The 26,352-nt window shown below is 67.7% G+C and carries 28 protein-coding genes; 13 read left to right on the top strand and 15 right to left on the bottom strand.

The features are described from left to right. Positions 1-7: 7 nt before the first annotated feature. The 3 genes from IRT45_RS23005 to IRT45_RS22995 are packed head-to-tail and all read left to right on the top strand — an operon-like array spanning position 8 to position 3,740. Complete coding sequence (locus IRT45_RS23005) at positions 8-1,201, top strand: peptide synthetase (protein ID WP_194807896.1); 1,194 nt, start codon at positions 8-10, stop codon at positions 1,199-1,201. Then, positions 1,198-3,342 (top strand): MMPL family transporter, encoded by a 2,145-nt coding sequence (locus IRT45_RS23000; RefSeq protein ID WP_194807895.1) that lies wholly within the window; start codon positions 1,198-1,200, stop codon positions 3,340-3,342. Before IRT45_RS23005 ends, IRT45_RS23000 begins: the two co-directional genes overlap by 4 nt. Further along, positions 3,339-3,740: a PaaI family thioesterase gene (locus IRT45_RS22995; protein WP_062999728.1), complete on the top strand. Its 402-nt coding sequence runs from the start codon at positions 3,339-3,341 to the stop codon at positions 3,738-3,740. The genes IRT45_RS23000 and IRT45_RS22995 overlap by 4 nt, the downstream gene beginning before the upstream one ends. A 15-nt stretch (positions 3,741-3,755) precedes the next feature. Here IRT45_RS22995 and IRT45_RS37825 read toward each other — a convergent pair whose 3' ends face one another. Beyond that, positions 3,756-4,685, bottom strand: coding sequence for a zinc-binding dehydrogenase (locus IRT45_RS37825; RefSeq protein ID WP_194807894.1), 930 nt, complete (start codon positions 4,683-4,685; stop codon positions 3,756-3,758). Between the two features lie 165 nt (positions 4,686-4,850). On the opposite strand from IRT45_RS37825, the gene IRT45_RS22985 reads away from it, so the two are divergent. Continuing rightward, on the top strand, positions 4,851-5,474 hold the full coding sequence (locus IRT45_RS22985; RefSeq protein WP_194807893.1) for a TetR/AcrR family transcriptional regulator: 624 nt from the start codon (positions 4,851-4,853) through the stop codon (positions 5,472-5,474). 5 nt (positions 5,475-5,479) lie between these two features. On the opposite strand, the gene IRT45_RS22980 is transcribed toward IRT45_RS22985, so the two are convergent. From IRT45_RS22980 to IRT45_RS22965, 4 genes are all read right to left on the bottom strand, one after another. Next, positions 5,480-6,343, bottom strand: coding sequence for an LLM class F420-dependent oxidoreductase (locus IRT45_RS22980; protein WP_194807892.1), 864 nt, complete (start codon positions 6,341-6,343; stop codon positions 5,480-5,482). A 119-nt stretch (positions 6,344-6,462) separates the two neighbouring features. Further along, the gene (locus IRT45_RS22975; protein WP_194807891.1) at positions 6,463-6,726 is read right to left on the bottom strand and encodes a hypothetical protein; all 264 of its coding nucleotides are present in this window, start codon (positions 6,724-6,726) and stop codon (positions 6,463-6,465) included. Then, complete coding sequence (locus tag IRT45_RS22970; RefSeq protein WP_194807890.1) at positions 6,723-7,157, bottom strand: PIN domain-containing protein; 435 nt, start codon at positions 7,155-7,157, stop codon at positions 6,723-6,725. The genes IRT45_RS22975 and IRT45_RS22970 overlap by 4 nt, the downstream gene beginning before the upstream one ends. Next, positions 7,154-7,393 (bottom strand): CopG family transcriptional regulator, encoded by a 240-nt coding sequence (locus tag IRT45_RS22965; RefSeq protein WP_194807889.1) that lies wholly within the window; start codon positions 7,391-7,393, stop codon positions 7,154-7,156. The genes IRT45_RS22970 and IRT45_RS22965 overlap by 4 nt, the downstream gene beginning before the upstream one ends. A gap of 109 nt (positions 7,394-7,502) precedes the next feature. On the opposite strand from IRT45_RS22965, the gene IRT45_RS22960 reads away from it, so the two are divergent. Together IRT45_RS22960 and IRT45_RS22955 are read left to right on the top strand one after the other, a co-directional pair. Continuing rightward, positions 7,503-8,093, top strand: a complete 591-nt coding sequence (locus IRT45_RS22960; RefSeq protein WP_039778780.1) for an HdeD family acid-resistance protein — start codon at positions 7,503-7,505, stop codon at positions 8,091-8,093. A 124-nt stretch (positions 8,094-8,217) separates the two neighbouring features. Then, positions 8,218-8,481 (top strand): GlsB/YeaQ/YmgE family stress response membrane protein, encoded by a 264-nt coding sequence (locus IRT45_RS22955; RefSeq protein ID WP_194807888.1) that lies wholly within the window; start codon positions 8,218-8,220, stop codon positions 8,479-8,481. Positions 8,482-8,539: 58 nt separating this feature from the next. Here the strand turns inward: IRT45_RS22955 and IRT45_RS22950 are convergent, their stop codons facing one another. From IRT45_RS22950 to IRT45_RS22920, 7 genes are all read right to left on the bottom strand, one after another. Further along, the gene (locus IRT45_RS22950) at positions 8,540-9,583 is read right to left on the bottom strand and encodes an MCE family protein (protein WP_194807887.1); all 1,044 of its coding nucleotides are present in this window, start codon (positions 9,581-9,583) and stop codon (positions 8,540-8,542) included. 213 nt (positions 9,584-9,796) lie between these two features. Continuing rightward, complete coding sequence (locus tag IRT45_RS22945; RefSeq protein WP_194807886.1) at positions 9,797-10,999, bottom strand: hypothetical protein; 1,203 nt, start codon at positions 10,997-10,999, stop codon at positions 9,797-9,799. A gap of 217 nt (positions 11,000-11,216) precedes the next feature. Next, the gene (locus IRT45_RS22940; protein ID WP_194807885.1) at positions 11,217-11,567 is read right to left on the bottom strand and encodes a hypothetical protein; all 351 of its coding nucleotides are present in this window, start codon (positions 11,565-11,567) and stop codon (positions 11,217-11,219) included. A gap of 105 nt (positions 11,568-11,672) precedes the next feature. Beyond that, positions 11,673-12,584, bottom strand: coding sequence for a short-chain dehydrogenase/reductase (locus IRT45_RS22935; RefSeq protein WP_309241108.1), 912 nt, complete (start codon positions 12,582-12,584; stop codon positions 11,673-11,675). Continuing rightward, the gene (locus IRT45_RS22930) at positions 12,581-14,098 is read right to left on the bottom strand and encodes an NAD(P)/FAD-dependent oxidoreductase (protein ID WP_194807884.1); all 1,518 of its coding nucleotides are present in this window, start codon (positions 14,096-14,098) and stop codon (positions 12,581-12,583) included. Before IRT45_RS22930 ends, IRT45_RS22935 begins: the two co-directional genes overlap by 4 nt. Before the next feature lie 53 nt (positions 14,099-14,151). Then, positions 14,152-15,243 (bottom strand): PDR/VanB family oxidoreductase, encoded by a 1,092-nt coding sequence (locus IRT45_RS22925; RefSeq protein WP_194807883.1) that lies wholly within the window; start codon positions 15,241-15,243, stop codon positions 14,152-14,154. Then, positions 15,240-16,115, bottom strand: coding sequence for a metal-dependent hydrolase (locus tag IRT45_RS22920; protein ID WP_194807882.1), 876 nt, complete (start codon positions 16,113-16,115; stop codon positions 15,240-15,242). The genes IRT45_RS22925 and IRT45_RS22920 overlap by 4 nt, the downstream gene beginning before the upstream one ends. 119 nt (positions 16,116-16,234) lie before the next feature. On the opposite strand from IRT45_RS22920, the gene IRT45_RS22915 reads away from it, so the two are divergent. From IRT45_RS22915 to IRT45_RS22895, 5 genes are all read left to right on the top strand, one after another. Further along, positions 16,235-16,897, top strand: coding sequence for a TetR/AcrR family transcriptional regulator (locus IRT45_RS22915; protein ID WP_194807881.1), 663 nt, complete (start codon positions 16,235-16,237; stop codon positions 16,895-16,897). A 141-nt stretch (positions 16,898-17,038) separates the two neighbouring features. Then, positions 17,039-18,388, top strand: coding sequence for a cytochrome P450 (locus IRT45_RS22910; RefSeq protein ID WP_062999746.1), 1,350 nt, complete (start codon positions 17,039-17,041; stop codon positions 18,386-18,388). After that, positions 18,385-19,218 (top strand): SDR family oxidoreductase, encoded by an 834-nt coding sequence (locus tag IRT45_RS22905; RefSeq protein ID WP_194807880.1) that lies wholly within the window; start codon positions 18,385-18,387, stop codon positions 19,216-19,218. The genes IRT45_RS22910 and IRT45_RS22905 overlap by 4 nt, the downstream gene beginning before the upstream one ends. Before the next feature lie 165 nt (positions 19,219-19,383). Next, entirely contained in the window at positions 19,384-20,196 is an 813-nt protein-coding gene (locus IRT45_RS22900; protein WP_194807879.1) for an RNA polymerase sigma factor SigF, read from the top strand. Between the two features lie 39 nt (positions 20,197-20,235). Beyond that, positions 20,236-20,559 carry a hypothetical protein gene (locus tag IRT45_RS22895; protein ID WP_063010175.1) on the top strand — a complete coding sequence of 108 codons (324 nt, stop codon included), beginning with the start codon at positions 20,236-20,238 and terminating at the stop codon, positions 20,557-20,559. A 119-nt stretch (positions 20,560-20,678) separates the two neighbouring features. On the opposite strand, the gene IRT45_RS22890 is transcribed toward IRT45_RS22895, so the two are convergent. Continuing rightward, positions 20,679-20,933, bottom strand: coding sequence for a CsbD family protein (locus IRT45_RS22890; RefSeq protein ID WP_063064183.1), 255 nt, complete (start codon positions 20,931-20,933; stop codon positions 20,679-20,681). A gap of 105 nt (positions 20,934-21,038) precedes the next feature. After that, entirely contained in the window at positions 21,039-21,563 is a 525-nt protein-coding gene (locus IRT45_RS22885; protein ID WP_194807878.1) for a DUF6328 family protein, read from the bottom strand. A gap of 62 nt (positions 21,564-21,625) precedes the next feature. Between IRT45_RS22885 and IRT45_RS22880 the strand changes: the two genes are divergently transcribed. Both IRT45_RS22880 and IRT45_RS22875 read left to right on the top strand, forming a co-directional pair. Then, complete coding sequence (locus tag IRT45_RS22880; protein ID WP_194807877.1) at positions 21,626-22,681, top strand: AraC family transcriptional regulator; 1,056 nt, start codon at positions 21,626-21,628, stop codon at positions 22,679-22,681. Positions 22,682-22,766: 85 nt separating this feature from the next. Then, on the top strand, positions 22,767-24,467 hold the full coding sequence (locus IRT45_RS22875; protein ID WP_194807876.1) for an FAD-dependent oxidoreductase: 1,701 nt from the start codon (positions 22,767-22,769) through the stop codon (positions 24,465-24,467). Here the strand turns inward: IRT45_RS22875 and IRT45_RS22870 are convergent. Next, entirely contained in the window at positions 24,464-26,263 is a 1,800-nt protein-coding gene (locus IRT45_RS22870; protein ID WP_194807875.1) for a glycoside hydrolase family 15 protein, read from the bottom strand. The genes IRT45_RS22875 and IRT45_RS22870 overlap by 4 nt on opposite strands. Positions 26,264-26,352: the final 89 nt, after the last annotated feature.

The raw sequence follows: 26,352 nt of genomic DNA, 5'->3' as shown, positions 1-26,352 counted from the left end.
GCCGATCATGAGTACCGTCTTCCGGCGGCGGATCTCGCCCACCGAGCGCATGTATTTTCCCATGCGGGATATGGCGCCGCCGTTTCTGATGCAACTGGCGATTCCGGGAACCGGAACCCTCGACGCGGAGCGGTTGCGCCGGGCTGTCGCGGTCGCGGCCGCCGCCTGCCCGGGCGCGCGGCTGCGGCGCGAGGGCACATACTGGGTGGACACCGGCGTGCCGCCCGCCGTGCGCGAGCTTCCCGGTCACGTCGTGAACTACGCCCGCCTCGAGGCGGATCCGGTCCTCGCGTCGGCGATCGGCCCGACCCCGGAGACCACCTGTGAGGTGCTGCTGCTGACCGGCGACCCGGTCACCGTGATCTTCCGGGTGTTCCACGGCGTCATGGACGGGATGGGCATGGTGCTGTGGACCCGCAACGTCCTCGCCGCGCTACGCGGTGAACAGCCGGAGGAACTTCGCGACCCGGTCGCCGACCGGGAACTGGTGCGGCGCCTCGGCGCACCCGGACGTCCCACCGCGATGATTCCCCGCTTCCGCGCGGCGGTCGGCCACGGCCGTCAGGAGGTGGGCAGCCCCCGGCATCTGCTGCGGCACCGCAGTATCGCGGCCACCGGTCCCGGTGCGGTGGCGCGGGTGTCGGCACTGCTGGCCGATGCCGCGGGCACTACGCAGCGGATCATGGTGCCGGTCGATCTGCGCCGCCACGACCCACAGCTGCGGTCGACGGCGAATCTGGCGTTGCCGCTGTTCCTCGACATCCGTCCCGGCCAGGATTGGCGGCAGGTGCGCGAACACATGCGCGCGGGTCTGCGGGAACGCACGGAACTCAACCAGCTGGCCGCCAGCGCGATCGCCAACGCTCCACATGCAGTCGGCCGCATCATTCTGCGCACCACCAACGCGCTCGGCGCCCGCTTCGGACGCAACCTCGCCTCGGCGACGGTCTCGCACATGGGCCGCTTCGATCTCGGCGAACTGGCGGTGCCCGGCTGGTCGCCCACGTCGGTGCGGGTGCTGCCGCAGCACAGCGTCGCGATGCCGCTGCTGTTCGCGATGGTCGAGGCCGGCGGCCGCACCGAGCTGACGGTCTCCGCGCGCAACGGCCACGGTATCGAGGATCGGCTCGAAGCGCTGCTGGACCGCATCGCGGATACCTTGGAAAGCGAACTACCGCAGCCGGATTCGGTACTCGCATGACACGCTGGGCGCGGCTCGTCGGTACCCGCCCGACACTGGTACTACTGGCGGCCATCGGTGTCGCGATCGTATGCGGACTGTTCGGCGCCGACGTCCAGCAGCGAGTGAGCGCGGCCGGATTCGCCGATCCGGGCAGCGAATCCGCGCTCGTCGACCGGGTGGTCACCGCGCATCTGGGCCGGCAGAACCCCGATGTGATCGCGATCTACACCGCGCCCGACGGACAGGACCTCACCGCACTCGGCCCGCGCGTCCAGCAGGCGGTGGACCACATCGATCCGGCACTGCTGGCCCAGCCGGTGCAGACCTATTGGAACAACGCCCCACCGCGCCAGGGCTTCCTGCGGTCGGCGGACGGCCGGCAGGGGCTGGCCGTGGTGTTCGCCGCCGGCGACGACAATCAGCGCATCGCCGCCTACCACGACATCGCCGCGGCGCTGACCGTTCCCGGCGTCTCGGTGCGCTTCACCGGCTACAGCGCACTCGCCGACGAGATCGACCGCCAGTCCCGGCACGATCTGGTTCTCGCCGAATCCATCTCGCTGCCGATCACCGCGGCGATTCTGGTGCTGGTATTCGGCGGGGTGGTCGCCGCCGGCCTGCCGCTGCTGGTGGGTGTGCTCGCCGTCGTGGGCTCACTGGGTGCGGTCGGAACGATCGCACATGCCACCGAGGTGAGTGTGTTCGCCGTGAACGTGGCCTCGCTGCTGGGGCTGGGCCTGGCCATCGACTACGGGTTGTTCGTGGTCACCCGATTCCGGGAGGAACTCGCCGCGGGGGCCGCGGTCTCCGAGGCGGTGACCCGCACCCTGGCCACCGCCGGTCGCACCGTCGGATTCTCTGCGCTGCTGCTGGCCTGCGCCTTCGCCGGAACGCTCGTCTTCCCGCAGGCCGTTTTGCGGTCGCTGGGCTTCGGGGCCATCGCGGCGGTGCTGCTGGCCGCGGGGCTGTCGCTGACCGTCCTGCCGGCCGCGCTCGCGCTGCTCGGTCACCGCGTCGGCGCCTGGAGTTGGCGCCGCGACGCCTTCGACCGCGGACAGCGGCGCGCCGAGCGATGGTGGGGCCGGGTGGTCGACGCGGTGGTGCGCCGGCCCGGTCTCGTGGCCGTCACCGTAGGCGGGCTGCTGCTCGTGCTGGCCACACCGGTGCTGGGCGTCCGGCTCGGCGATGTCGACCACACGGCGCTTCCGGCGGGCAATGCCGTGCGCGCGGGCGTCGACGAACTCGCCACCCGTTTCCCGGAGGCCGGCAGCGGCGCGACGGTTCTGCTGCGCGGTGACGGCGCACCACCCGACTCCCGGCCCACCGCCGCCGCGATCCGCGCGCTCGGCACGATCCCGGGTGTGCACGACGTGCAGCGACTCGCCACGGTGGACGACGCGGTCGTACTGCACGCGGCGCTGGACGACCCCGACCGCTCCCCCGGCGCTGCCGAAACCGTGACGCGCATACGGGAATTCGACCCACCCGATGGTGTGAAGATCCAGGTCGGGGGCGACACCGCGGCCACCGTGGACAGCGTCGCGGCCATCACCTCCCGGATGCCGCTGATGATCGCGGTGATGGTGCTCGCCACGCTGATCCTGCTCGGCGCGGCGTTCCGCTCGGCGGTGCTGCCGGTCAAGGCGGTACTGCTGGCCTTCCTCAGCCTCGCGGCGACCTTCGGCATCCTGACCTGGATCTTCTGCCGGGGCAATCTGGCCGATCTGCTGCACGTGAGCGTGGGACCGCTCTCGGCGGGGATGATGGTGCTGATCATCGCCGTCGTCTTCGGGCTCTCCACCGACTACGAGGTCTTCCTGCTCTCGCGCATGGTCGAGGCCCGCCACGCCGGTTGCGACACCGTGTCCGCGATCCGCACCGGCACGGTCCGCACCGCCCGCGTGATCACCTCGGCCGCAACGCTTCTGGTGTTCATCACCGGCGCCTTCACGCTGTCCCCGCTGACCCCGATGCGATTCCTCGGCCTCGGCATGATCCTGGCGCTGATCATCGACGCCACGCTGGTGCGAATGCTGCTGGTGCCGGCGCTGGTGCGATTGATGGGCCCGCTGAACTGGTGGCCGATGCGCCCCGCCCGCGATCGTTACCCCGAAGGTAATGGACCTCGCGCACGCGTCCGGGCAAGCTCGACATCATGATCGATACCGAAGGAACCCGGCTGTTCCACAGCACCATGCCGTTCACCGAGAAACTGGGCGTCGAGGTGCTCGAGCACGGGCCGAAGCTGGTGCGCAGCCGGCTCGCCTGGGACGAGAGCCTGTGCACGCTCGGCGGTGTCCTGCACGGCGGGGTGCTGATGTCGCTGGCCGACGCCACCGGCGCGGTATGCGCGTACCTGAATCTGCCGGAGGGCAAACAGGGCACCACGACCGTGGAGTCGAAGACGAACTTCCTGCGGGCGGTACGGTCCGGTTACGCGGTGGCCTCGTCGACGCCGCTGCACGCGGGGCGCAGTTTCATCGTGGTGGAAACCGAAATCCACGACGACGCCGGCAAACTCGTCGGCAAGGTCACCCAGACCCAGGCGGTGTTGTGAGCGCGAGCGTGCTCGTCACACGCCGGGTCCGGTGCTGATCGCCATCCGCCCCACGGTGCGGCGGGCGGCGATCAGATCGACGACCACATCCAGTTCGGTCCAGTCACGCACCTCCACGTGTGGCCGTAACTCGTTCTGCGCCAACAGCTTCCACAATTCCGCGCGATACCGCTCGATGAGTTCGGGCTCGGTCCGCGACAGCAATCCCATCGAAAAACCGGTGACCGTTTTGAGTTCACCCAGCAACGTGGAGGTGTCGACCGCGCCGCCGCCGGCACTGAAGGCGACCAGCGTGCCGTGTGGTCCCAGGCTGTCCACCCCGCGCTGCACCACGTCACCGCCGACACCGTCGAGCACGATATCGAAGGTCTCGGACCACGGACGGTCGTAGGTCACCGCGGCATCGGCGCCGCACTCCCGCGCGAAATCGGCCTTGTCGGCCGATCCGACCGCGGCGACCACCCGGGTCGCTCCGGCCGCCCGGGCGAGCTGCAGCGCCAGATGGCCGGCTCCGGAGGCGGCGGCGGTGATCAGAACCGAGCTGCCCGCAACGGATTTCGCGGCGCGCACCACGCCCATCGCGACCAGGCCACCACGCACCACGGCCAGGGCGTCGGCCGCCGGCACACCGGCCGGGACCTCGGTGACCATCGCCGGTGTGGCACAGACGTATTCGGCATACACCGAGGCGAACACCACCCCGCCCACCCGGGTGCCGATCCAGGATTCTTCGAGGCCGGAACCCACCGCGACCACCGTTCCGACCATCTCCCCGCCGGGATTCGCCGTGGCATCGGCCCGCAGCATCCGCACCAGGCCGATACTCACCCCGGTCAACTCGGTGCGGACCAGCAATTGCCCGGGAGCGGGCACGGGACGCGCGATCTCCACGATCCGGGCGCCGGCTATGCGATCCGCGGCGGGTGTGAACTGAATTGCGCGCACTGACAGCGCCTTTCGACCTGGGCGGCATGCCGCCGCGTACGGAAACCCGGATGACTCGGCAGCTGTTGCCAGGCAACCCGATCAAATACTTACGACCGACGTAAAATTAGACAGCCACCTCAACGTACGTCAAGGCGATTTTTATGTTGGTGGTAATCTTCTTCCGTGACCAGCGCATCCCCGGGACTGCGGGAGACCAAGAAGCAGCAGACCCGCCAGGAGATCTCCGACACCGCGACCAGGCTGTTCATCGAGCGCGGATTCGAGGCGACCACGATCGCCGAGATCGCCGAGGCCGCACGGGTGGCGAAGAAAACCGTGACCAACTATTTCCCGCGCAAGGAGGATCTGGCACTGGACCATCACGAGCAGTTCGTCGGCGCCCTCGCCGCGGCGGTGACCGCCCGCGCCGCGAACGAATCGGCCCTCGCCGCGCTACGACGCCGGTTCCGGACCGCGGCCCAGGATTACGCCGCCGACCAGGGCTTCTCAGGGCCGGAGTTCAGCCGCATGCTCGCCGACAGCCCGACACTCACCGCGCGGGTGCGCGAACTCCACGAGCTGCGCGAACAGGCCTTGGCCGAGGTGCTGCCCGGTGACGACCTGCTGCGCCGGGCGGCCGCCGCCCAGTTCGCGGCGGCCTGCCGACTGCTGTTCCAGCGGATTCAGCAGCTACAACTGTCCGGCGCCTCGCGTCACCACGTCGCGGCCACCGTCACCGCCGAGGCCGATCGGATCTTCGATCTGCTGGAACCGGCGTTCGGCGAGTACGGCCGCGCATCGGGGTGAACGCATCAGAGTGAACGCAGCCGCGGCACCAACTCCGCCGCGCGTTCGGCGTATTCGACCGGATCCCGGTCGGGCATGATGTCGAATTGTGTGATCCCCAGTGCCGCATAGCGTTCGGCGTCGGCGACGAAGGCGTCGGGATCGTTCACGACCGGGCCGATGTAGGTGGCGGTCTTGCGGATCGCGTCGTAATCGCGCCCCTCCGCCGCGCAGTGCGCGCGCAGCACGTCGAGTTTGTGCGTGACATCCTCGGGCGAGGAGGCGAACAGATTGCACGCCTCGGCGTAGCGGGCGACCAGCAGCAGGGTCTTCTTCTCTCCGCCACCACCGATCAGGATCGGCGGCCGCGGACGGCTCAACGGCGCCGGTACACACAGTGTTTCGTCCAACCGGTAGTGGGCGCCCCGGTACGGGCCGTTGTCGTCGCTCCACATCTGCAGGCAGATCTGCAGCGTCTCCTCGAGTCGTTCGAAGCGCTCCCCCATCGGCACCAGCGGCACACCCAGCCCGCGCTGCTCCCGCTCGTACCAGGAGGCGCCGATACCGAGTTGCGCACGCCCGCCCGACAGCACGTCCAGCGTGGTGACGATCTTGGCGAGCAGACCGGGATACCGGTACATCACACCGGTCACCAGCACGGCCAGGCGCATCCGCTCGGTCAGCGCGGCGACGTATCCCAGCGTCGTGTAGGCCTCGAGCATCGGCTCCTCGGCCACGCCGGTGTGTTCCATCTGGAAGTAGTGATCCATCACCGTGAATTCGGTGAAACCGCCCTCCTCGGCGATCCGCGCGGTCTCCGCGATGGCACCGGCGGTGCGCGCCGGATCGGCGGGAGTCGAGAAGTTCCAGTAGTGCAGACTCAGTTCCATGACGCCTCGATTCTGCGCAGCGGTGGACAGGTGTCGATACCCGCACCCAGCCTATCCATCGCCGTCGCGCCGACCGCCGACGACCGGTGCGGCCGGCGTGAAACCGTTGCGGCCGTTGCCTATTCGAATTCGGCGCGATGGTCGCGGGCCCATTCCCGGAAGGTGCGGGCGGGGCGGCCGGTGATCTGCTCCACGTCCGGATGGATCACCGAGGTGAACGAATCGAGCGCGGTGGCCCGTAGCGCCATGATCGCGTCGGCCATCACCTCGTCGACCCCCGCGCCGAGCAGGGCGGCACGCGCCTGCGGCCCGCTCAGGGTGTGCAGATGCCGGTCGCTCCGGAGTCGGCGAGCCCGACCACGGAGTCCGGCTGGTGGCCTCACATATCGAACGGAAGGATTCGGAAGGACCGCATACCGGGTGACAGCGGCTCGATGGCACGGAAATCCCGCTGGTCCAGCGTGAGGATCAGATCGGTCTTGTACCTGTCCGCCAGAACGACACCGACCCCGTCGGCCAAATCGAGCCGCAAACCCTCGTATTTTCGCCGGACGGACTGGGCCGCAACGACATCGGCAGGCTTCAACTCCGCCAGCCGGTATTGCCCTTCCGTCATGCGATCCGCCAACGCGTCTACAACCTGCATCGCCGCGGAGAAGCCCAGATCTCGGTGGACCAAATGGTCCAGCTCGGTGATCACCAGCGGAGAGATTGCCAACACCTCTTTGTCCAATATCTCGGCGATGCGCGACTGTTCGGGCTGGTCGGCATCGAATCCGGCGAACAGCGCCGAAGTATCCGCGACGATGATCACCGCCGGGCCGCTCGCTCCTTGATGTGGGCATGAATGTCGTCATCCATGGAGTCCGCATCACGGACCCGCCCGCTCCGAAAGACCGGCAGCGCACGCCTTTTCGGGGGGCCGGACGCTTCCAGAAGTTGCCGGATGGCGGTCCGGATCAACTCCGCCTTGCTGACGCCGGTAGCCGCGGACTCGGCGTCGAGACGCATTTCCAAGTCCTCGGGAAGGTACACGGTCGTCTTGTTCATGCCATATATGGTACCACCCACCCACGTGCGGTCACACCCACGCACAACGTAACTCGTTCGATACTGGTTAATTGCCCGCTATCGAGTCCACTGGACTTATCCTGCCCACATGACAACCAGCAAAGAGGGAGTTTACGTGGGGCCATTGCACCAATTGGCCCGTGGCGCATGGCAATCATTGCTGGTCATCGGCCTGCTGTCGGTGATCGTCGGGATTATCGTGCTCGTCTGGCCCGGTCCGACGCTCGCCGTGGCCGGCATTCTGTTCGGCGTATATCTGCTGATCTCCGGAATTCTGCAGTTGGTCGCCGCCTTCGGCCCGCACGTCAGCACCGGCTACCGGGTGCTGACCCTCATCAGCGGCATCCTGTCGTTCATCCTCGCCTTCTTCGCCTTCCGCAGCATCGGCAACTCCCTGGTGCTGCTGGGCCTGTGGATCGGCATCAGCTGGCTGTTCCGCGGGATCGCCGCCATGGTCGCGGGAGCCGAGACGCCGCAAGGGGTTCCGGGTCGCGGCTGGTCGATCTTCTTCGGCATCCTGTTGTTGATCGGTGGTATCGCACTGGTGGTCTGGCCCATCCACTCGATCACCGTGCTGGCACTGGTCGTCGGCTGGTGGCTGATCTTCATGGGCGTGATGGAGATGATCTACGCCGTCGAGGTACGCAGCGTGGCCAAGAAGACTCCCGTCGACCTGTAATCGGCCGGGCACACCCCTTCGCCCCGGGCGCGAATTCGCCTGGGGCGACGTCGTGTGCCTGCGAACAGGCCCTTTCCCCTGCTACCGTCGGGTCCCCTACAGGTTGCCCGCAAGGAGATTCACCATGGGTATCATCACGATGATCATCATCGGCCTCATCGCCGGTGCGATCGCTCGCCTCCTGGTTCCCGGTAAGGAGAACTTCGGCTGGATTCTGACCATCGTGCTGGGCATCGTCGGCGGTTACGTCGGCGGGACCCTGGGCAGTCTGGTCTTCGCCCCGCACAAGTTCAGCGTCCACCCGCCCGTTCAGCACACTTTCCTCGGCGCGATCATCGGTGCCGTGATCATTCTGGTCATCTACAAGGCGATCCGCAGTCGCGCCTGAGCGCACGAACGACGGGCCCGGCTCCTACTTCGGAGCCGGGCCCGTTGCCGTCATGGGGTCAAGGGCGGCAGACCGCCGACTGGTTGTGCCCGCCGATCTGCGAAAACAATCCACGCGGAAACAGGATGCCGTACAGCGAGATGTCGAGGGAGCACAGATACGCGGCGGCGTAGGTCCCGTCCCCGGAGAACTTGCCGACATCGGACAGGATTCCGGGCAGATCGATCGCGGCCTGATCCAGTTTCGCGCCGTTGCCGATCAGCAGCGTCAGCGCGTCCCGGGTGGAGTTCTGCGCGGGGGCCAGCTTCGGCTGCACCTGCGCGACCATCGCCACCAAACTGTCACTGGCACCGGCGATCTGCTCCGTCGAGGCCAGCAGCGACTGCCCCTGTTCGTAGAGGCCGCTGATCAGCGCGCGGGTCTGGGTGATCAGGGTTTCCAGTTCGTCGCTGCGCCGGGCCAGGCCCGACATCACTCCGGACAGGTTCGTGATGATGTCTTTCAGGATCGCGTCGCGCCGCTCGAAGTCGGTGGCCAGCGCGGCGGCCTGGGTGATGAAGGTGGACAACGACACCCCGTCGCCCTGCAGCGCCTGGATCAACGTCGTCGACAGGTCGTTCACCTGCTCCGGGAGCAGATTCTCGAACAGCGGCTGAAAACCGTTGAGGAACGCCGAGATATCGAAGGAGGGCTCGGTGCGTTCCAGCGGAATCCGCCCGCCGGGCGCGAGGAGGCGCGAATCCGGCGCGGTACCGGGCGCCAGCGCGAGATACCGCTGACCGATCAGGTTCTGATAGCGGACCAGCGCCTTGGTGTCGCTGTAGAGGTGCTGATCGCGCTGCACCTCGAAGGTCACCTTCGCCAGATGCTTGTTGGTCTGGGGGTTGACGTCGAAGCCGATCGCGGTGACCTTGCCGACCCGCACACCGGCGATGCGCACGTCGTCGTTGGGCCGCAGCCCGAGCACATCGCTGAAGATCGCCGAATAACGGTCGGTCGGGCCGTTCACCGTGCGCGCCAACGTATTCCAGATCACCACCGTGACCAGAATCGAGACGATGGCGAATGCGCCGAACCCGAGTGCCTGCTTGCGGATACTCATCGGCATCCGGAACCACGGACGAGCAAAACCACGCCTCCTCGAACTTCCACACGAAACCCGAAAACGCCGGCGATGATTGCGCTGACCGCAGGCACTGTAGTCGGAGGCGGCCGATTGTGACCTATGCCACGCCGGTCGGGAACGACAACAGCCCGGCGCTGGTCGCGCCGGGCTGTTGTGCAGACGGTACGAGGGGACGTACCGGGGTATGGATCAGTCGATGATCGAGCCGTTGGAGCCCGCGCGCTGCTTCGCGGCGCGTGCCGCCTTCCGCTCGGCACGGATCTGTTCGAGTTCCTGCTCGAGGCTGTCCGCGATGCGGAACTGGCCGGTGTCGTAGGCGCTCAGCGGATCCGAGTCGTCGTCGGCGGCATCGGATTTCGGGGACTTGCTCGCCTTGCCGTCGGCGACCGAATCCGCCGCATCGGTATCGGACCGGCGACTCGAGGACTTCTTCGGGGTCCAGATGTCCGGCTCGACGATCGGATCGACCGTCTCCACCGTGCGCGCGGATTCGGTGGCCGGCGCCTCGGTGGTGGTGTCGCCGGCGCCCGGCAGCGCGGCCATCGGGGCCGGGCGGGTGTCGGGCGCGGACTGCCGGATGAAGCTGACGAAGGTCGGCATGCTGCGGCGGATCTGTTCGGCCGGGTCGGGCAGATCGCGGATCTGATCGGTGGCCTGGGTGATGGCCTGGCCGTAGCGCTGGCTGGCCGCGTCGTGGACCAGCAGCGCCACACCGATCATCACCGGCGCCACGGCGTGCACGCCGACGTTGTACCAGTCGCCGCTGCGCAGGTACGGGTAGGTGTTGAGGCCGACGGTCAGCGCCAGCAGGGCCAGTTCGGCGAGCGCGACCTGACGGCGGCTCTGCAGGATGCCCCATTCGGCGACCTTGTTGGTGCCGATCATGATGATGACCAGGCAGACGCTGATCATGCCTTCGAGCAGGTAGCTGAACCAGTACAGCGGATCGCTGGCGCCACCGGGGGCGATGTTGTGCTGCACGTTGACCGCCGACCACAGCATGCCGGCGATGACCACACCCGCGAGCGCGCGCATCGACCAGGCGCGATGCCGATACAGCGACGCCACCTTGGCGTGCGGGCTGGATTCTCGTCTCTGCGCCGCAATTGCCTTGCGGGCCATCAACAGATCTCGCATATCGGCCTTCGCGATCGCTTCGGAGGTCTGCCTGGCGCGGTCGGACGTCGATGCCGCCGCCTGTACATTTTTCCAGCGCTGTTCGCGTTCCTGCTCGCGGATCTTCTCCGCGAGTTCACGTTCGGCCTGCAGCTCGTTCTCGGAGAGGGCCTCGGTCAGCGCCGGATCGAACTGGTACGCAAGCCGCCCGCGGGCCTTCTCGACCCGTCGCGCGAGCTGCCTGACCTCATCTTCTCCGGGGTGTTCGACGGTCAACTAGACCACCGCCCGGTGAGATACGGTGGCCGGCAAGTGTTCACGAAGTGGGAACGGCACATGCCATTCATAGTCGATGAACCGCCATCTGCGAAACTGCGGATTAGCCCCAATGCCAGACTTATTCGGCGTGTCGCGCGCGGCACGCCGATTCGGCGTGTCGCAATGGGCTGTGAGGCAGCGAGATTCACCCCGTTCGGGGTTCGCGGGCGGGGGCTCAGGCAGCGGCGGCGCGCGCCAGTATCCGGCGCACCTCGTCCGGCTCCTCCACATCGACGACGATCCGGCTGAATTCGGTGCCGGTCAGTTCGATCCGCACCCCACGACCGTCGAAGCGGGTATCCCAGAACTCCTTGCGGCCTTTGCCGCGGAAGACGCCGGCCGCGATCACGCCCGGGAAGAAGGTGCCGGGCGCGCGCATCCACGGCGGCCGCAGATCCACCTCCGCGGGCGCGACGGCCACGACGTGGGACAGATCGAAGCGCACCCGTTCGCACAGCGAGAGCAACCGGTGGGTGCCACGGACATGGACGGTGACCGTCGTACCCGTGATCTCGATATCGACCATCGCACACCTCATCTCGCCGAGTGGGTCCTCGGGATCCATGGTGCCGATCGGTCCTGATCGGAATCTGTGCCGATCCTTTGAAATCTCTCAGATTTGCGAATCCGGTTACCGGCCGCGATCTGCGAGGATGCGCTGTTCGAGCCGCTGCGTCAGCGAGCGCACCCGCTCGTCGACGCTCAGCTTGTGATCGAGGGCCACGTTCACCGCGCCCCGCAGCAGCGCGTACGGCTCCCACCCCGCGGGCGCCACGGTGCGCGCGGACCGGCGTTCGATGGCACCGGCGATCACCTCGGCGGCCCGCCGGGCGGTGATGCGCTGATTCAGCGGCCAGGGCAGCAGCGCGCCGAATTCGGCGCCCAGCTCGTCCTCGTCCAGGGTGTCGTGGGTCATCGCCGTCTCCACCACGCCGAAATAGGCGATTCCGGCCGAGGCGCCCGTTCCGCCGAGTTCCACCCGCAGCGCGCGCCCGAGCTGTTCCACCCCGGCCTTGCTCACCATGTACGGCGAACCGCCCATTCCGGGGGCGAACGCGGCACACGAGGAGACCACGACGACGTGACCGTGCGCCGCGATGACGTCGTCGAGCGCGGGCTGAACGGTGTTGAAGGCGCCGGTGAGGTTGATCGCCAGCACCCGGTCGAATTCCTCGGGATCGAGCAGCCGCACGGTCGCCGGGCGCGGGACGACGCCGGCGTTGGCCACCACCACGTCGATGCGCCCGAAGTTCTCCCGTACCTGTCCGACCGCCAGCCGTACTCCCTCCCGGTCGGCCACGTCGACGGTGATCGCGACCGCCCGGATGCCGAGTGCGGCCGCACTCGCGCGCACGGCCTCGGCGTCGATGTCGAACAGCGCGACGTAGGCGCCGCGGTCGTAGAGCAGCCGGGCCAGCTCGTAGCCGATGCCGGCGGCGCCGCCGGTGATCACCACGACCTTGTCGCGCACGTCGAGTCGCTCACCCCCGCCGAGCACCGGGGCCAGCAGCGTGCGCACCATATCGAACGGTCCTGTGATCATCGGATACTGCTCATCTCTGCGGTGGTCGGATCCGGTACGTGGCGCGACAGTAGATAGGAGTCCGCGTCGAAACTCGCGACTCGGCGGCGGTATTCGAAACTCCAGTTCGGATACAGTCCGGCGTTCTCGCCCTTGTCGGTGGTGTAGTAGCTGTCGCAGCCGCCGCCCAGCCACACGGTATCGCGACTGCGCTGCCGCATCTCGTCGAGGAACCGGTCCTGCACCGAGGCCCGGACCTCGACGCGGTCGACCTCGTTGTCGCGCAGGGTTTTCAGCGCGTCGACGATGTAGGTGATCTGCGATTCGATCATGAAGATCGCGGACTGGTTCCCCGCGGCGCCGAACGGGCCGAGGGTCAGGAACATATTGGGGAAGCCCGCGATGGCCGCGCCCAGATAACTGCTGGGCCGGCGACGGTAGTGGTCGGCCACGGTCAGTCCGCCGACGCCTTCGATCCGGTCGTAGAGTTTCGGTATCGCGCCGAACCCGGTGCCCCAGACGATGGTGTCGACCGGATGTTCCGCACCGTCGGTGGTGACGATCGATCCGGGGCGGATCTCGGCGATGGATTCCGTCACCACGTCGACGTTGTCGCGCGTGAGGGCCGGATAGTACGCGTCGGAGAAGATCGCGCGCTTGCATCCGATCATGTAGTCCGGGGTCAATTTTCGCCGCAGGGCCGGATCGCGGACCTGGCGGCGAAGTTGCATCCCCGACAGCGCCTGGAACGGATGGCGGAAGCGACGGTCGACGAATCCGACCAGCCCGAAGCTTTCGATACCGGCGTAGTAGGCGCCCCGCAGCGCGGTACCGAGCAGCGGCATCCGGCGCAGCAGTGCGCGCTCCACGCCGAGGGTGGACCGATCCAGGCGCGAGACGATCCACGGCGCGGAGCGCTGGAAGACCGTGAGCCGTTGCACCTTCGGCGCGATCTCGGGAATGAACTGCACCGCCGAGGCACCGGTGCCGATCACGGCGACGCGCTCGCCGGTCAGATCGTGCTCGTGGTTCCAGTGCAGCGAGTGGAACTGGGTGCCGCGGAAGGTCTCGCGCCCCGGCATATTCGGAATCTTCGCCTCGCTGAACGGGCCGACCGCCGAGATCAGCACATCGGCGCTGAGCACTCCCCGATCGGTGCGCACGAGCCACCGCCGCCGCGATTCGTCCCACTGCGCGCGCAGCACATCGGTGCCGAAACGCATATGCCGCACCACATCGTGGCGCTCGGCGACATCGCGCAGATAGCCCAGGATTTCAGGCTGGCGTCCGTAGGTGCGCGACCAGTCCGGATTCGGCGCGAAGGAATAGGAGTAGAGGTGTGAGGGGACATCGCAGGCGCAGCCGGGATAGGTGTTGGCCTGCCAGGTGCCACCGAGATCATCGGCGCGTTCGAGAATCAGGAAGTCCTCGAATCCGGCCGCGCGCAACGACACCGCGAGGCCGATTCCGGCGACTCCGGCGCCGATCACCGCGATCGGGGTGTGTTCGGCGGGGGCGCTCTCGGATACTGCCATCGTCGAATTCCTTTCGGTGCGGGCGTCGTTGCCCGAAACAACCGGTCTCGTGCTCACAGGTCGAGTTCGAGAGTGTCGCCCGCCGCGCGCGAGACGCAGGTGAGCATGGTGGTCTCACGTTCGGCGGGGCTCAGCCGCCGATCGCGATGGTCGACGGCGCCGGCGTGCACGCTCACCGCGCATGTGCCGCAGAATCCCTGCCGGCACGAATAGGCGACGTCGGGCAGGACCCGGCCGATGGCCGCCAGGGCCGACTCGTCGGCCGCCACGTCCACGGTGTGACCGCTGCGCCGCAACCGGATCCGGAACGGCCGGCCCTGCTGCACCGGCAGCGGCGAGAAACGTTCGGTGTGCACCGAGACGGTCGGCTCGTGGGCGGCCTCGGTGTCCAGCGCGGCGGCCATCAGCGGTGGCGGACCGCAGACGTAGATCGCGGTGCCGCGCGGCACGTCGGCCAGAATCAGATCGAGGTCGGCGAGACCGAATTCGTCGTCGGGCCGGACCTCGAGCCGTCCGCCGCGATGGGCCGACAGCTCGTCGAGGAACGGCATCGTCGCCCGGCTGCGGCCGAGATAGATCAGCCGCCAATCGATTCCGCGCCGTTCGGCGTCGGCCACCATCGGCAGCAAGGGGGTGATGCCGATGCCGCCCGCCACGAAGACGTAGTGCGGTGCGTCGATATAACCGAAGGCGTTGCGCGGCCCGCGCACGCGCAACCGGTCCCCCACCGCCACGTCGCGATGGATCTCGTCGGATCCACCGCCGCCCTCGGGCAGATGGCGTACGGCGATGCGGTAGCTCCCGCGATCGGCCGGGTCACCGTTGAGCGAATACTGCCGCTGGCGCCCGGAGGGCAGAAGCACGTCGATGTGCGCACCCGGAACCCAGCTCGGCAACCGTTCGCCGTAGGGAGCGACCAGCGTCAGCACGACCACATCCGCGGCCTGCGTCTCGCGCCGGGCCACGATCAGCTCGCGCTCGAAACCACTGCGCCGCACCGGATTCGGCCGCGACAGCACCTCGATCGGCGGTTCCGTGGTGACGCCGCGGCGATACAGGTCGAACACCGCGCCGACCGCCCGCAGCGGCAGCGACGGCCGATACTCCGGCCGGTCGGCGGCGACCGGGTACGCCACCGCCGTCATCGCCGGCCCTCGCGCGCCGCCGGAGACTGCGCGAGATACCGCAGCGCGTTGTCCATACTGCCGAGCTGGGAGGGATGGAATCCGGGCCGCAGATAGCGCGGTATCTCGGTCAGGAAGGTCGACATGCGCGGCACCACGCCGCGGGCGGAGGCGCTGAGGAACTGCAACGGCCAGAACCGTCCCTTGCGGGGGTCGGGATCCTTGCCGAACAGATAGCCGCCGGCGATCACGAACAGCACCAGCAGCGACGAGCTGGCCAGCACGGCCGTGCGGGCCTTGCGCAGATATCCGCCGTCGACGTGCATGTACGCGTCGTAGACCACGCTGCGGTGTTCGACCTCCTCCGCGCCGTGCCAGCGAATCAGGTCCAGCATCGCCGGATGCATGTTCTTGGCCTCGAGCACGTCGTTGGTGAGCAGCCATTCGCCGATGACGGCGGTGTAGTGCTCCATCCCGGCGAACAGGCCCAGCCGCTCGCACAGCCACTCGTGTTTGGCGCGGCCGGTGAGGCCGTGATCGCCGAGCATCCGATCGACCAGCCAGGCCACCGTCTCCACCATCGGGGCCACGTCGAGTCCGAGCGACTCCAGGTGGCGGCGCGCCTGCGCGTGCGAGCTGGCGTGCTGATTCTCCTGGCCGATGAAACCCTGAACCTCTTCGCGCAGCCGCTCGTCGTCGATATAGGCCAGCGCCTCGGCCAGGGCCGCGGCCATCGCGCGTTCCCCCTCCGGGAGAACCAGGTGCATCACGTTGATGATGTGGGTCGCCATGACCTCGCCCGGAATGTAGTGCATGGGGACGGAGTCGAAATCGAATCGCACATCGCGGGCCCTGATCGCGTGGGCTTGGTCGTCGTAGACCGAGGTGTTCATGGCGCGTCCTTGCGGGTGGTCGAAGCGATGCTCCGACCGTAATGTTGACATCAATGGATGTCAACAGCACTCGATGTCAACTCATCGCCCCGTCGGCGGCCCCCGGTAGCATCACGGCCATGGCCGATTCGCCGCACACTCCGAAAACGGGCAGCCGCCCCTGGCGTGGGCGCGAACCGGCCGATCGCATCGCCGCACGTCGTGAACGGCTACTGCAGGCCGGTTACGAGCTCATGGCCGGCGTCGGCGCGGCCGAGACCTCGATGCGCGGAGTATGCCGACAGGCCGGGCTCACCGAACGTTATTTCTACGAGAGTTTCGCCAATCTCGACGATTTGACGACCACCGTCCTCGAGAACACCGTCGAACAGTGCCGGGATCGGCTGCTCGCCGCACTGGCCGACGCCCCCGAGGACCGGGATCTGCTGTTCGGTCACGTGGTGCGCGCGTTCACCGATTTTCTCACCGAGGACCCCCGGCGCGGGCGCATCCTGTTCGTCGAATCGATCGCCACCCCGGCGCTGACCCGGCGCGGCAGCGAACTGGTCGCGGTGATCACCGGGCCGATCGCGTCGGTGATCGCCGCCGACGACACCGACACCCCGGCACCCGACGAAACCGACGCGACGCTCAACGCGATGGCCATCTTCGGCGCGCTCGCCTATTGCTACCGCCCGTATCTGATCGGCGATATCACCATCGACCGGGAGCGGTTCGACAACCACGCCGCCGCGATCATCCGGCAGCTCAGCACCGTGCGCTCGGCGCCGGTCCTGCGCTGAGCACCAGCACCCGAATCCCGTCCCGCACATCGGTCCGGCACTGCCCGAAACAGTGCCGGACCTTGCCTCGCCCACCCTTCCGTAGTACCGTCCAGACACGTGTCCATCACGGATGGATCCGGGAATGCGGAAGGATTTCTCATGACGTTGGTCAAGCCGCGGCAGGTCTCCGGGGGCGAACACGAGCACGGCCACCTCGAAGAGTTCCGCACCGATCCCATCGCGCTGATGCGGCGGGTGCGGTCCGAGTGCGGCGATGTGGGCTCGTTCCGGCTGGCCGACAAGGACGTCATCCTGCTCTCGGGCGCCGAGGCGAACGAATTCTTCTTCCGCGCGGCCGACGAAGATCTCGACCAGGGTGCCGCCTACCCGTTCATGAAGCCGATCTTCGGTGACGGCGTGGTCTTCGACGCCAGCCCCGAGCGCCGCAAGGAAATGCTGCACAACCAGGCCCTGCGCGGCGACTTCATGCGCGGGCACGCCGAAACCATCGCGCACGAGGTGCACCGCATCCTCGAGGGCTGGGGCGACGAGGGCGAAATCGACCTGCTCGAGTTCTTCGCCGAGCTGACCATCTACACCTCCTCGGCCTGCCTGATCGGCAAGAAGTTCCGCGAGGAACTCGACGAGCGGTTCGCGCACCTGTACCACGAACTCGAACGCGGCACCGACGCGCTGTGCTACGTCGACCCCTACGCGCCGATCGAGAGCTTCCGCCGCCGCGACGAGGCCCGCGCGAAGCTGGTGGAACTGGTCCAGGAGATCATGAACGGCCGCATCGCGAATCCGCCGCAGGGCAAGGAGGATCGCGACATGCTCGACGTGCTGGTCTCGATCCGCGACGAACAGGGCGAGTTGCGATTCTCCGCCAGCGAGATCACCGGCATCTTCATCTCGATGATGTTCGCCGGCCACCACACTACCTCCGGTACCGCGGCCTGGACGACCATCGAACTGCTGCGCAATCCCGAGGTGCTGGCCCGCGTCGTCGGCGAACTCGACGAGCTCTACGCCGACGGCCAGGACGTGAGTTTCCATGCGCTGCGCCAGATTCCGCAGCTCGAGGCGACATTGAAGGAGACGCTGCGGCTGCATCCGCCGCTGATCATCTTGATGCGCGTCGCGCGCGGCGAATTCGAGGTGTGCGGGCACAGCATCGCACCGGGCGATCTGGTCGCGACCACACCGGCGGTCTCCAACCGGATCGCGGAGGACTTCCCCGAGCCCGACCGCTTCGATCCCGGCCGCTATGTCGACCCCAATCAGGCGGATCTGGTGAACCGCTGGACCTGGATCCCGTTCGGCGCCGGACGGCATCGCTGCGTCGGCCAGGCGTTCGCCCTCATGCAGTTGAAGGCGATCTTCTCGATTTTGTTGCGGGACTGGGAATTCGAGATGGCGCAGCCCTCCGACAGCTACCGCAACGACCACTCCAAGATGGTGGTGCAGTTGCAGCAGCCGTGCACCGTCCGGTACCGGCGGCGCGGGTGAGCACCAGACTGCCGGGGACGGTGGTCGCCGTCACCGGCGGCGCGCGGGGGATCGGCTGTTCGATCGCCGAACACCTGCGCGACGCCGGTGCGCGAGTGGCGCTCGGCGATATCGATGCGGACGCCGTCGCCGAGGCCGGATCGCGGCTCGGCGCCGCGGCCGCCTTGGCGCTCGACGTGACCGACCCGGACTCGTTCGCGGACTTCCTCGCGGCGGTCGAGACCGAGGCCGGCCCCGTCGACGTCCTGATCAACAACGCCGGCATCATGCCCGTCGGCCGCTTCACCGACGAATCCGACACCATCACCCGCCGCATCCTCGAGGTCAACGTCCTCGGTGTCATGAACGGCACCAAAGCCGCACTGCCACAGATGCTTTCGCGCGGGCACGGCCACATCGTGAATATCGCGTCGCTGGCCGGGGAGAATCCCACCCCCGGCATGGCGACCTACTGTGCGAGTAAACAGGCCGTCCTCGGCTTCACCGAGGCCATGCGGCTGGAATGCCGCGGCAGCGGAGTCCACTTCTCGGCGGTGCTGCCGACATTCACCCGCACCGAATTGATCGTGGGTACCAAGGCGCCGATGGGTCTGCTGGCCGAACCCGAGGATGTCGCCCGGGCGGTGACGCGGCTGATCGCGCGACCGCGGCGCCGGGTCACCGTGACCAGGCTGGCCGGGGTGGCGATGGCGTTCAACAAACTCACCCCGCGCGCGTTCGGCGAATTCACCGCCCGCCGCATGGGCGTGCACCGAATATTCACCGATGAGGTCGATCGAGCCGCCCGCGCGGACTACGACCGGCGGGTCGGTAACACGCCGGAAGGCTGAAAACACAAATTCCGGCCGGTGCCGGATATTATCAGAAACGGCGTACGTCCTGGTCACCGCCCGGAAATCGGCAAATATTCCGGCGTACGCCCTTCGACGTCTTTTGAGAGCCGCACCAACGGGTACCCAGTCTGGGTCGGATCAGTTGGAAGCGAGGTATCTCGAATGACACATGAACCGATCGCCCGGCGTGCCGAAACCGCCGCACGCCACGGTGCCAACAGTTATGACAACATCGAACCCTGGTTCGAGAAACTGGCCGCTCTGGATCATGCCGATCCGCATCGGGAGTCGGTCCGAGCGGAAATCATCGAACTCTGCCTGCCGCTGGCCGAGCATATCGCCCGGAAATTCTCCGGCCGCGGCGAGACGTTCGACGATCTGCACCAGGTGGCGAGGCTCGGTCTCGTCCTGGCCGTCGATCGATTCGATCCGGCACGAGGAAATTCTTTTCTCTCCTTCGCCGTGCCGACCGTGATGGGCGAGGTTCGCCGTCACTTCCGTGATTACACCTGGTCGACCCGGGTCCCGCGCGCCGTCAAGGAATTATGGCTGCGCATCGGTCCGACGACCGAACATCTGGCTCACGAACTCGGGCGCATGCCCACGGCCCGCGAGCTGTCCGAAGCCCTCGACGTCGACGGTCCACAGGTGGTGCAGGCCATGATCGCCGGCAACGCCTACCAGCCGAATTCCATCGACGCCGTCGTCGACGCCGACGACGGCGCGATCATGGACAAACTCGGCGCCGAGGAACAGTGCTACCAGCTGACCGAGGACGCGATGGCGGTGCGCCCGCTCATCGACGCGCTGCCCACCCGGGAACGCAGAATTCTGATCATGCGCTTCTTCGAATCCAAGACGCAGAACCAGATCGCCGAGAAACTGCAGATCTCTCAGATGCACGTCTCCCGCATTCTGTCGCGCACGCTGAAAAGTCTTCGGCAGCAGGCACTCTGCGAGCCGCAGCCGACCTAGGGATCGAACCGTCCATCCACACGACCGAAAGGTGTAGTCATGCCCAAGGAATGGTCTGCCAAAGAAGAACGCCAATACGAACATGTGAAGTCCTCGGCTCGGAAACGGGGTGCGAGTAAGGGCCGCGCAGAGGAAATCGGCGCACGCACGGTCAACAAGAATCGCGCACAGGCGGGCAAAACCCGCACCGCGAGCCGCAGTTCCACCAACGATACGTCTCCGCAGCGCCGCGGGGGCCAGCGTTCCGGAAAGGGTTCGCAGGGGCCGACCCGTGATCAGCTCTACAACGAAGCGCGCCAACGCAATATCAAGGGCCGCTCGAAGATGACGAAGAAACAACTCGCCAGCGCGCTCGGCCGGTAATACCGAGGATCACGAATTCCCGGTACGAATCCGATTCTCGCGCACGATGTTCGAACGAAGAAAGGGTGCCCGGTCGCTACGGCCGGGCACCCTTTCGGTTTGGTTGGCTCACCTCACCGTCAGGAGCCGCCGTTGCCTTGGTAGGCCTGCTGCCGCTTCTCCTCCACACCGGCTTCCGCACGATGCTTCTCGGCCTCGGCCTCCTTCTGGGCGGCCTCGCGCTGCGATTCGGCGCGGCTCTGCTGGGCCTTGCCCTCCTCGCGCAGGTCGTCCTTTCCGAATACCTGGCCGGCGGCTTCCTTGGCCTTACCCTTCGCGCCTTCCACGACGCCTTCGAGGCCTTCGCGGCCTCCGCCCTTCTCGTGCTCCGACAAGGGATTCACCTCCAACGCGTCGAAATCACTGACATCGGGCGCGATACCCGGCGACCCCGGCACGAAACGCCCTCCGACCGCTATTTCGGGCCGCTGTGGGCGTCCTCACCGCGTCTCGCTGCCGCGCCGGCGCTCCCGCCACGGATGGGCGAACCAGGTCAGGAGAAACAGCACCGCGAAACACACACCGATGACGGTGGCGGCGACCGCACCGGCCACCGTGTCGAAGATCAGCACGGCGACTCCGGTGAGCGCGATGCCGAGCAGCGCCAGCCCGACCAGCGCGAACGTGTGGGCGGTGCGCACCACGCTGCCGAGGCGATGCTGGCGGAACAGGATGCGGTGGGCGGCGACCGGCGCGATCAGGAAGACCGTCGCCGCGATCGAGGCGGTCACGACCGCCAGATACAGCCCGCGCATCGGGGTGGACACCGTGGTGAACCTGGCCTGGAACGGCAGCGTCAACAGGAAGCCGGTCAGCAGCTGCACGCCCGTCTGCACCACTCGCAATTCCTGAATCAAGCTGGTCAGATTGCGGTCCAGCTGTTCGGTTTCCGTCTCACCACGGACCTCGCGGTCCCATTCCCGATCGCGGTCTTCCCGGCCGCCGGCGGACTGCGCCTGCTCCATCCGACAACCCTATCCCGGGCGGATCGTCCCGAGAGATCAATAGTTTCGGCCATAATGGTGCCATGCACACCGTCGAGGCGCCCGAGGTCCGCACCTGGAACTTCCCCCGCGGGATCGCCAGCGTCGCGGTGATGATCGAATTCGCCGCCGAACACGGGGTGGACCGGGCGCGGCTGCTCACCGGATCCGGTATCGGACCGGCCGCGCTCACCGATCCCGGAGCACAGATCCCGGCCGAGGCCGAATTGGCGGTGGTGCGCAATCTGGTCGCCGAACTCGGCGAGATACCCGCACTCGGCGTCGAGGTCGGGCGGCGGTACCGGCTGAGCACCTTCGGCATCTTCGGCTTCGCCTGCGTCACCAGTCCCACTCTGCGTGAAGCGATTTCGCTGGCGATGCGGTACTACCGGCTCGGATTCGCCTTCTGTACACCGATCGTCGAGTACCGGCGCGACGATGTGATCGCCTGGATTCATCACGAGCTCATCCCGCCGGATGTGCAGACCTTCCTGGTGGAACGCGACATCGTCGCCATGCATCGGGTGATGGCCGATCTGCTCGGCCACGACTTCTCCTTCGCCCGGATGGAATTCGGTTACGACGAACCGCCGTACGCCGATCGGCTCGAGGACGTGCTCGGTGCGCGGCCGCGCTTCGGGCGCGCGCACACCATGTTCACCGTCGCACCGGAAATCCTGGCCCAGCCGCTGCCGCAGGCGAATCAGCAGACCTGGGCGGTCTGTATCGCCCAGTGCCGGGATCTGGTGCAACGCCGCAGCGCGCGCACCGGGATCGCGGCCGAGGTCCGGGAACGACTGCTGCCCGGCAGCGGGGCGACCGGTATCACCACCCCGCCGCCGATCGAGGCCGTGGCCCGGGAGCTCAACATGAGCGTGCGGACGCTGCGCCGCCGCCTCACCGAGGCCGGGACCAGTTATCGGGCGCTGCTCGACGAGGTGCGCCGGGCGCTCGCCCAGGAGATGCTCTCGGGGACGCCGCTGACCATCGACGACATCGCCATCCGGCTCGGCTACGCGGAGGCGACACCGTTCATCCACGCCTTCAAGCGCTGGACCGGAACCACACCGGCCGCCTACCGGCGTGACCGGAACTATTGATTATCTGGCCGCCGATCTCTGCGTCCGCCCCCTGATCTGCCCATACGGTACGAGTGGACGATCGGTAACAGGAAAGGGCGCGGCGATGGGGTTCGACTACGACGTGGTAGTCATCGGGTCGGGATTCGGCGGCAGCGTGAGCGCGCTGCGCCTGACCGAGAAGGGCTACCGGGTCGGCGTCCTCGAGGCCGGCCGCCGCTTCGCCGACGACGAGTTCGCGAAGAACTCCTGGCGCGCGCGGCAATTCCTGTGGGCGCCGCGCCTGGGATGTTTCGGCATCCAGCGCCTGACCCTGTTGAAGGACACTTTCATCATGAGCGGCGCCGGTGTCGGCGGCGGCTCCCTCGTCTACGCGAACACCCTGTACGAACCGCCCGCGAAATTCTTCGCCGACCCGCAGTGGGCCCACATCACCGACTGGGACGCCGAACTGGCGCCGCACTACGACCAGGCCAAACGAATGCTCGGCGTCACCACGAATCCGGCGACCACGGCCTCGGACCGGGTGCTGCGCGAGGTCGCCGAGGAACTGGGAGTCGGAGCGTCGTTCCGGCACACGCCGGTGGGAGTCCTGTTCGGCGGCAACGGCACTCGCGCCGGGCAGGAGGTGGCCGACCCCTACTTCGGCGGTGTCGGCCCGTCCCGGCGCACCTGCACCCATTGCGGCGAATGTATGACCGGATGCCGCCACAACGCCAAGAACACGCTGGTGAAGAACTACCTGTATCTCGCCGAGAAGGCCGGGGCCACCGTGCATCCGCACACCACCGTGGTGGATGTGGTGCCGCTACCCTCGGGCGGGTACCGCGTCGACACCGTCCGCACCGGGCGCTGGGTTCGCAAGGCACGCCGCAGCTTCACCGCCGAACAGGTGATCTTCGCCGCGGCCGCACTCGGCACCCAGCGGCTGCTGCACCGGCTGCGCGACCGCGGCTCGCTACCGCACATCTCCGCGCGGCTGGGCTATCTGTCGCGCACGAATTCCGAAGAGCTGCTGTCGATTCGGAGTCGGCGCGCCGATACCGACTTCACCAAGGGCGTGGCCATCACCTCCTCGATCCATCCCGACGCCGACACCCATATCGAACCGGTGCGCTACGGCAAGGGCAGCAATGTGCTGTCGCTGATGACGACCGTGATGTACGACGAGGACGGCAGCACCGCACGCACCCGGCTGTGGTTGCGCGAGAACTGGCGGCGCCGCCGCGATCTGGCGAAGGTGCACAATCCGCGCCGCTGGTCGGAGCGGATGATCGGCCTGCTGGTGATGCAGTCGGTGGACAATTCGCTCACCACCTACACCGAACGCGGGCTGTTCGGACGCCGGATGACCACGAAACAGGGTGAGGGACAACCCAATCCGACGTCCATTCCGGCCGGGCACGAGGTGGCCCACCGTGTGGCCGACAAGATCGACGGCATCGCGACCGCCGGTTTCACCAGCCTGTTCGGCATCCCGATGACCGGACATTTCATCGGCGGCTGCGTGATCGGCGATTCACCGGACACCGGCGTCGTGGACCCCTATCAGCGCATGTACGGCCATCCGGGCCTGCATATCGTCGACGGCTCGGCGATTTCGGCGAATCTCGGCGTCAACCCGTCGCTGACCATCACCGCACAGGCCGAACGGGCGCTGGCGCTGTGGCCCAACAAGGGTGAGCCCGATCAGCGTCCGCCGCTGGGCGCGCCCTACCGGCGGCTGGCACCGGTCTCCCCCACGGCGCCGGTGGTTCCCGCCGACGCCCCCGCCGCGCTGCGGTTGCCGATCGTCGACATCACCTAGTTGCCCCGATCCGTCGGCACCACCGCTTCCGACGGCAGCTCCGGCGCGAGCGGTCCGAGCCGCAGCGACGCCTCCAGCAGCATCGCGTGCACGAACGCCTGGGGCAGATTGCCGCGCAACTGCCGCTGGCGGACATCGAATTCCTCGGCGAACAGGCCCGGGGTCCCGCACGAGGCGCGATTGCGCTCGAAGAAACGCATCGCGGTCACCGGGCGGTCGAGCTGGGCGGCCGCCATCGCCATGGTGAAGCCGCACAGCAGGAACGCGCCTTCGCTCATCTCGAGCGGACGATCGTCGTGACGGTAGCGGTAGACGCAATAGTCGGTGGTCAGATCCCGCTGGATCGCGAAGAAGGTGGCCGCGTAGCGCGGGTCGTCGGCCGGTACCGCACCGCGGATCAGCGGCAGGAGCAGCGCGGCGTCCACTCCCGGTTGATCGGGAGCCCGCTGCCAGCGACCGGTCGGATGCACTCCGGTGCGGGCCGCCTCGGCCACCAGCGTATCGGCCAGCGAACTGCAGTAGGCGGTATCGGCGCCGGTGTCCGGGCAGGCCGCGACCGCGCGTAGCCCGGCCGCGCAGATCAGGCGGGAATGGGTCCACAGCCGGTCCTCGATCTCCCAGATCCCCGCGTCCGGGCGGTGATGGTTGTCCGCGATCGCCGACACCGCGATGTCGACCGCGCGGCGGTGATCGCCGCCGAGCCGATCGTGCCGAGCGGCCGCGGAGAACAACAGCAACGCCTCGCCGAAGATGTCGAGCTGAAACTGCCCGCGAACCCGGTTGCCGATGACGGGCCGCGCACCCGGATATCCGGGAAGCTCGATCTCGCGCACCCGCGGCACACTCTTGCCATCGATGGTGTAGGCGGGCGCCAGCGTAGGACCGTCGTCGAGCAGGCGGGCGGCAGTGAAACCGACCGCGGCGTCGAGCAACGGATGGGGGCCGCCGATCGCGATCGCCTGCCCGGCCAGGCATTGGTCGCGGATCCAGACGTAGCGGTAGTCGTAGTTCTCGCCCCGGTCGGCACGTTCGGGCAGGCTGGTGGTGGGCGCCGCCACCATGCCGCCGGTATCGGCGGTCATCCCGCGCAGGATCGCGAACGCGTGCGCGCTGTCGCGCGGCGCGGCCGTGGCACCGAAATCCGGGCGGTCGCGCCGCCAGGCGTTTTCGGTTGCCTCCCAGTAGGTATCGGGGTCGGGAAAATCATCGGGCAGGGTGCGATCGGACATTTCCAGGATCAGATCGTGGTAGCCGCCCGCGGGTACCGACAGGTGAGCCGTCCATCCCCGGCCGGAACCGTCCTCGTCGATCTCGGCGCCGGGCGCGCCGGTCCAGCGCATTCGCAGCCCGCCCGCGCGAGCCGTCCACACCCCGTCCGCGCGGCGCGGATGGTGTATCGGCGCGGCGCCGAACCGCGCGACCGGCCGCAATTCCACATCGACCTCGGCATCCTCCTGCACCGCCACCACCCGCCGCATCAGCACCGCCCGATGCCGATCACCCGGAAAGGCCAATGCCTCGCGACATTCGATCACCGCACTGCCGGACAGCCACCGCGACCGCCAGATCAGCGTGCCGTCCTCGTAGTAGCCACCCCAGACGAACGGCCCCGACGGCGTGACGGCGTACATGCCGGAACCGCCCAGCAGGCTCGCGAAGACGGCGTCTCCGTCCCAGCGCGGCAGGCACATCCACGAGATGTCACCGCGCGGACCGACCAGGGCGCCGCGCTGACCGTCCGCGATGAACGAGTACTCCCGCAGGACATGGGGGGCGGCAGCGGAATTCGCGATCATGATCGGGACATACCACGAGAAGACCCGCTCAACCGCCCACCCGCTACCGGCGGGGTGGGCGGATTCGACCGCATTCGCCTGTCCGGTTC

The organism is Nocardia sp. BSTN01, assembly GCF_015354405.1.
Lineage (GTDB): Bacteria > Actinomycetota > Actinomycetes > Mycobacteriales > Mycobacteriaceae > Nocardia.
This window is presented reverse-complemented; position numbering and strand designations above follow the sequence as displayed.

What these genes read in the sequence shown, in the direction of transcription:
- IRT45_RS22875 (WP_194807876.1), top strand. Translation starts at nt 22,767, where the DNA reads ATGGGGTTCGACTACGACGTGGTAGTCATCGGGTCGGGATTCGGCGGC.
- IRT45_RS22925 (WP_194807883.1), bottom strand. Translation starts at nt 15,243, where the DNA reads ATGACGGCGGTGGCGTACCCGGTCGCCGCCGACCGGCCGGAGTATCGG.
- IRT45_RS23000 (WP_194807895.1), top strand. Translation starts at nt 1,198, where the DNA reads ATGACACGCTGGGCGCGGCTCGTCGGTACCCGCCCGACACTGGTACTA.
- IRT45_RS22915 (WP_194807881.1), top strand. Translation starts at nt 16,235, where the DNA reads ATGGCCGATTCGCCGCACACTCCGAAAACGGGCAGCCGCCCCTGGCGT.
- IRT45_RS22870 (WP_194807875.1), bottom strand. Translation starts at nt 26,263, where the DNA reads ATGATCGCGAATTCCGCTGCCGCCCCCCATGTCCTGCGGGAGTACTCG.
- IRT45_RS22895 (WP_063010175.1), top strand. Translation starts at nt 20,236, where the DNA reads ATGCCCAAGGAATGGTCTGCCAAAGAAGAACGCCAATACGAACATGTG.
- IRT45_RS22950 (WP_194807887.1), bottom strand. Translation starts at nt 9,583, where the DNA reads ATGAGTATCCGCAAGCAGGCACTCGGGTTCGGCGCATTCGCCATCGTC.
- IRT45_RS22900 (WP_194807879.1), top strand. Translation starts at nt 19,384, where the DNA reads ATGACACATGAACCGATCGCCCGGCGTGCCGAAACCGCCGCACGCCAC.
- IRT45_RS22910 (WP_062999746.1), top strand. Translation starts at nt 17,039, where the DNA reads ATGACGTTGGTCAAGCCGCGGCAGGTCTCCGGGGGCGAACACGAGCAC.
- IRT45_RS22955 (WP_194807888.1), top strand. Translation starts at nt 8,218, where the DNA reads ATGGGTATCATCACGATGATCATCATCGGCCTCATCGCCGGTGCGATC.
- IRT45_RS22930 (WP_194807884.1), bottom strand. Translation starts at nt 14,098, where the DNA reads ATGGCAGTATCCGAGAGCGCCCCCGCCGAACACACCCCGATCGCGGTG.
- IRT45_RS22880 (WP_194807877.1), top strand. Translation starts at nt 21,626, where the DNA reads ATGCACACCGTCGAGGCGCCCGAGGTCCGCACCTGGAACTTCCCCCGC.
- IRT45_RS22885 (WP_194807878.1), bottom strand. Translation starts at nt 21,563, where the DNA reads ATGGAGCAGGCGCAGTCCGCCGGCGGCCGGGAAGACCGCGATCGGGAA.
- IRT45_RS22965 (WP_194807889.1), bottom strand. Translation starts at nt 7,393, where the DNA reads ATGAACAAGACGACCGTGTACCTTCCCGAGGACTTGGAAATGCGTCTC.
- IRT45_RS22980 (WP_194807892.1), bottom strand. Translation starts at nt 6,343, where the DNA reads ATGGAACTGAGTCTGCACTACTGGAACTTCTCGACTCCCGCCGATCCG.
- IRT45_RS23005 (WP_194807896.1), top strand. Translation starts at nt 8, where the DNA reads ATGAGTACCGTCTTCCGGCGGCGGATCTCGCCCACCGAGCGCATGTAT.
- IRT45_RS22940 (WP_194807885.1), bottom strand. Translation starts at nt 11,567, where the DNA reads ATGGTCGATATCGAGATCACGGGTACGACGGTCACCGTCCATGTCCGT.
- IRT45_RS22995 (WP_062999728.1), top strand. Translation starts at nt 3,339, where the DNA reads ATGATCGATACCGAAGGAACCCGGCTGTTCCACAGCACCATGCCGTTC.
- IRT45_RS22935 (WP_309241108.1), bottom strand. Translation starts at nt 12,584, where the DNA reads ATGATCACAGGACCGTTCGATATGGTGCGCACGCTGCTGGCCCCGGTG.
- IRT45_RS22920 (WP_194807882.1), bottom strand. Translation starts at nt 16,115, where the DNA reads ATGAACACCTCGGTCTACGACGACCAAGCCCACGCGATCAGGGCCCGC.
- IRT45_RS22960 (WP_039778780.1), top strand. Translation starts at nt 7,503, where the DNA reads ATGACAACCAGCAAAGAGGGAGTTTACGTGGGGCCATTGCACCAATTG.